Here is a 4215-nt window from a genome sequence, read left to right as displayed (position 1 = left end):
CCAGGCCGCTGACCCCGGCTCAGCGCGCGGCCTTCGGCGGCGCGCGGCGTGCCGGTGCCGCCTTGGTCCGCGCGACCCAGACCTTGTAGGCATTGGGCGTGAGCTCGCGCTTGAGCAGCTGAACCAGCTCGCCGTGCGACAGGCCGTGCTCGCGCAGCACCGCGCTGAACGGCGGCCGGTCGTCCCATGCGGTGGCGATCACGCGCTCGATTTCCGCGGCGGTCAGACGGGGGATGGGTTTCGCCATGGCCGCGATTGTCGGCCGCCGCAGCGAGCGCCGTCCGACACGCGCCGGGCGCGTCGTCCGACAGACCGTGCGGCGGGCGTCGGAGAGCATGCGCCCATGCCCCTGGTCCCTCTCCTTCGCACACGGCTGCCCCGAACCTGGCCGTGCGTGATCGCCGCGCTCGGCCTCCTTCTCGCCGCGCCGTCCTTCGGCGCACCGGACACGCCGGGCGCGATCGGGACGGAACTGCGCGATCGCGCGAGCGAACCGCCGGCGCCGGAATCTGCCGCCAGTGCTACCGCCACCCCCGACAAGAGCTACGTCATCCCGGCCCTGCAGATCATCGGCTTCGACTTTCTGCTGAACCGCTACAACCGGCGCTTCAGCGGCACGTCCGACTACGACGTCAGCCGTGCGTCGATCCGCCGCAACCTGCGCGGGCCCTGGGTGGAAGACAACGACCCGTTCGACATCAACCAGTTCGCCCACCCCTACCAGGGCTCGCTGTACCACGGGGCCGCCCGCGCGAGCGGCCTGAGCTACTGGGAAGCGGCTGGCTACACCTTCGCCGGCAGCGTGGGCTGGGAGATCTTCGGCGAGCAGACGCCGCCGTCGTACAACGACCAGATCGCCAGCGGCATCGCCGGCAGCTTTCTCGGTGAGCCGCTGTTCCGCATGGCGCACCTGGTGCTCAACGGCCCGGGCGGTCTGTCGCGCCCCTGGCGCGAGGCGATCGCCGCCGGCATCTCGCCCTCGCTGGGCTTCACGCGCCTCACCTTCGGCTCCCGCTTCGACGGCGCCTTCGTCGACAACGATCCGGTCTACTACAGTCGGCTGCGCCTCGGCGTCGCCCGCGCGGCGCAGGACAACCTGGGCACGTCGCGCGACCTGGAGCGCGACGAGGCGGTGATCGATTTCGCGCTCGACTACGGCCTGCCGGGCAAGGACGGCTACACCTACCGCCGCCCGTTCGACTACTTCAGTTTCCATGCCGCCGCCTCCACCGCCAACGGCGTGGAGACGCTGGCCACCCGCGGCCTGCTGTTCGGCACCGACTACGCGATCGGCGACACCGTCCGCGGCCTGTGGGGCCTGTACGGTAGCTACGACTACCTGGCGCCGCAGATCTTCAACCTCTCGACCACCGCACTGTCGCTTGGCACGACCGGGCAGTGGTGGGCCTCCGAGCGGCTGGCGCTGCAGGGCACGGTGCTCGCCGGCCTGGGCTACTCGGCCGCCAGCACCCTGCGCCGCACCACCGAGGACCGCGACTACCACTACGGCGTGGCGCCGCGCCTGAGCCTCGCGCTGCGGCTGATCGCCGGCGACCGCGCCTCGGTCGACCTGCAGGCGCAGAAGTATTTTCTCGGCAGCATCGCCAACCGCGCCGCCGGGCGCGACGACATCACCCGCGTCGACACCGCCTTCAACTGGCGCCTCCACAAGCGGCACGCCGTGGGCGTGAAGTACGTCTGGTCGCACCGCGACGCCAACTACCCGGGCGCCGGCAACCGCTCCCAGACGCTGGGCACGGTGGGGATCTACTACACGCTGCTCGGCGCCGATGGCTTCGGGGCGGTGGAGTGGCGGGAGCCGGCCGTGCACTGAGGGCGGGTTCTCTCGGATCGGGCGGTCTTCCGGAGCTCTTCGTGGCGGCGGTCGGTGCGGCAAAGGCGCGCCCGGACAGGCGGCGGTGCTTCGCCTCGGCGCTCGGCGCCGCGGAGGCGCACCGCCGCTTGCCCAAGCCCGCCTTTGCTGAACCACTGCGAGTGTTTCCCACGCACGCCAACACCGGTGGTGGTCGCGGCAGGCGCTGTCCGCTGGGGGCGATGTCTGGGGCGACGAGAAGCGCAGCGCCAGGGTCGGCGCGCGCCAGCGCGCTTCGTGGTCTGACTTGCCGCGGTTGTCTGAACGGAGCGACCGCAGGGCGCGCAGTGAGTTCTGCGGCACGACCCTGGCGCGAGCATCGCAGTGCAGTCGGCCTGCCAGGCCGACCGCCCCAGCAGGAGCCCCCAGCGGGTAGCGCCTGCCGCGACAACGCGCGCGCGGAGCGAACGCCGACATCTGCGGACCTCAACCAACGGCCAACGCGCCGCAGTCGAGCCCTATGCGCAAACTGCTTCGGCAGCAGCATCGCCAACCGCCCGGCCATGAATGACCCCGACCCACCGCGCTGTTCCGGCCATCGCCGCGCCGCGATCGCGGCGACCATCGGCGCATGCACGCGGTCATCCAGCTCCACATCGATGCGCCCCCGAAGCCGGCCGTCGGCCAGCCCTGCAACGGCTGTTCTGAGGGGCTGAATTCGTGAAAGACAATGTTGTGTAGATTCAATGACTTGGGTATTCTTGAACCAAGTATCTTTGATACGACCAACAGCGCCGAAGGCGCTAGGTTTTCGCGGAGGCGCCTGTGGATAACTCTTCTAGTGGGGTCGAGCCCCGGAGCATTGCTAGGCCTCGGAACGCCCTCAAGCGGGTTCCTGATGTCTTCCTGGCGCACTGGAACCAGGTCAATGCCGCCGACCTCCTGAAGGCGCTCGCCGACTATGCGAAGCCCGATGCCTCCTTCCGAGCCCGGAAGGACCCACGGTCAATGCGGTGGCATGCCTCCATCGACGGCCGCGACTTCTCGTTCGTTCTCACCGGGCCGATGTTCCTAGATGACAGCGACAACCAGGGCGGGTTGGGTGCCGTCAAGTTCGTGCAGCACGTCCTGCGATGTGACTTCCGCGCAGCTACACGGTTCCTGCTGGAAGACCCGCGCGCTCAGCCCTTCCTGCCACCAAAGCACCAGCAATGACAGTTGCGCTGTCCACTGGCCAGGTGCCAGCGCCGAAGGCGGCCCGTCTCGTATGGACCAACGAGAAGTTCATCTACGGGCATCAGCCTCGTCCGGGGTTCCCAATCATCCTGGGCGACGATATGAAGCCGCTGCAGCCCGCACACGACTTCCTGCTGCATCTGCTGCTAGGCAGAACGAGAACGACCGACGAGAAGACCTGGGACGCATACGGCCGCCGGCTTTGGGATTACTTCGCCACGTTGGCCCAGCACGGGATTCCGTGGGACTACTGCCCGGACCCGCAGGCGCCCGGTAAAGGACCTGTTGCCATCTACAAAGGCTGGTCGCTCAAGAAGGACCCGTCCATTGGGAAGACGGCTGTTGCCGTAGGCACGCTCAACGACCGGCTTCGTGTTGTCGTCGCTTTCTACGAATGGGCGCATCGGAAGGGGCTCATCGAGCATCTTCCTTTCGGGTATCAAGAGCGCCGTGTTCGCCACACTGACTTCTTGATGCACACCCGAGCCGCTGACGCGACTCGGGCTCAGGCAGACGTCCTTGACCGGGAGTGGTCAGCCCCGCCAGCGTACCTCTCGAAGGAAGCGATTCAGGGCTGCCTGAACAGCAGCAAGTTGCGTCGCCATACGGCCGCAAGGCTGCTGTTCAACCTGATGTGGCGCGTTGGCTTGCGCTCCTGCGAAGCGCGGACGTTCCCTTTGTCCTATGTGTTCAATCCGGCGACGCGAAGTGACTGTGCTCGGGGAAAGCTGATTCGTGTGCAGCTGAACCCCAGCGACATGGAGATTAAGTTCGACAAGCCGCGAGAGGTTCACATCCCCTACTCGCTGATGCAGGACCTGTGGGACTACGTGAAGCACGAGCGCAACCACTTGGCTAGCAAGTCGCCAACAGACCACAGTGTGGCCATCCTGAACCAGGACGGACAGCCCTACAACAAGGACTCGGTCAGCGAGGTGATGCGGGCCATCGGGAGGGACGTGTCTTTCAAGGTGTCCGCGCTCAGCCTGCGGCACAGCTATGCCGTGCACATGCTCGTATTCCTCCGTGAGAAGGCGAAGGAGGGCAAGTTCGATGGCGAGCCGCTCCTCTACGTCCGCGACAGGTTGGGCCACGAGGATGTGCAGACCACGCTGGTCTACCTCGAGCAAATCAACAGGCTGGCCTCCGAATGTTGACGCCGACCG

Annotated in this window: 4 protein-coding genes; 3 read left to right on the top strand and 1 reads right to left on the bottom strand. The window is 67.2% G+C overall.

Annotated elements, in window-relative coordinates; all coding sequences use genetic code 11:
• Positions 1-19 precede the first annotated feature (19 nt).
• The gene (locus x551_RS19115; protein WP_011827634.1) at positions 20-247 is read right to left on the bottom strand and encodes a DUF2805 domain-containing protein; all 228 of its coding nucleotides are present in this window, start codon (positions 245-247) and stop codon (positions 20-22) included.
• A gap of 96 nt (positions 248-343) precedes the next feature.
• On the opposite strand from x551_RS19115, the gene x551_RS19110 reads away from it, so the two are divergent.
• From x551_RS19110 to x551_RS19100, 3 genes are all read left to right on the top strand, one after another.
• Positions 344-1834, top strand: a complete 1491-nt coding sequence (locus x551_RS19110) for a DUF3943 domain-containing protein (protein ID WP_036250258.1) — start codon at positions 344-346, stop codon at positions 1832-1834.
• Between the two features lie 987 nt (positions 1835-2821).
• On the top strand, positions 2822-3028 hold the full coding sequence (locus x551_RS23730; RefSeq protein ID WP_051495926.1) for a hypothetical protein: 207 nt from the start codon (positions 2822-2824) through the stop codon (positions 3026-3028).
• Positions 3025-4206: a site-specific integrase gene (locus x551_RS19100; RefSeq protein ID WP_051495925.1), complete on the top strand. Its 1182-nt coding sequence runs from the start codon at positions 3025-3027 to the stop codon at positions 4204-4206. The genes x551_RS23730 and x551_RS19100 overlap by 4 nt, the downstream gene beginning before the upstream one ends.
• Positions 4207-4215: the final 9 nt, after the last annotated feature.

Origin of the sequence: Methylibium sp. T29, assembly GCF_000576205.1 — a bacterium.
Classification (GTDB): Bacteria; Pseudomonadota; Gammaproteobacteria; order Burkholderiales; family Burkholderiaceae_C; genus Methylibium; species Methylibium petroleiphilum.
The sequence above is the reverse complement of the archived record's forward strand: the minus strand, read 5'-3'. Positions and strand labels throughout refer to the sequence as shown.

Bases quoted from the DNA above. Each gene is read 5' to 3' on its own strand.
- x551_RS19115 (WP_011827634.1), bottom strand. From the start codon at position 247: ATGGCGAAACCCATCCCCCGTCTGACCGCCGCGGAAATCGAGCGCGTG.
- x551_RS19110 (WP_036250258.1), top strand. From the start codon at position 344: ATGCCCCTGGTCCCTCTCCTTCGCACACGGCTGCCCCGAACCTGGCCG.
- x551_RS23730 (WP_051495926.1), top strand. From the start codon at position 2,822: ATGCGGTGGCATGCCTCCATCGACGGCCGCGACTTCTCGTTCGTTCTC.
- x551_RS19100 (WP_051495925.1), top strand. From the start codon at position 3,025: ATGACAGTTGCGCTGTCCACTGGCCAGGTGCCAGCGCCGAAGGCGGCC.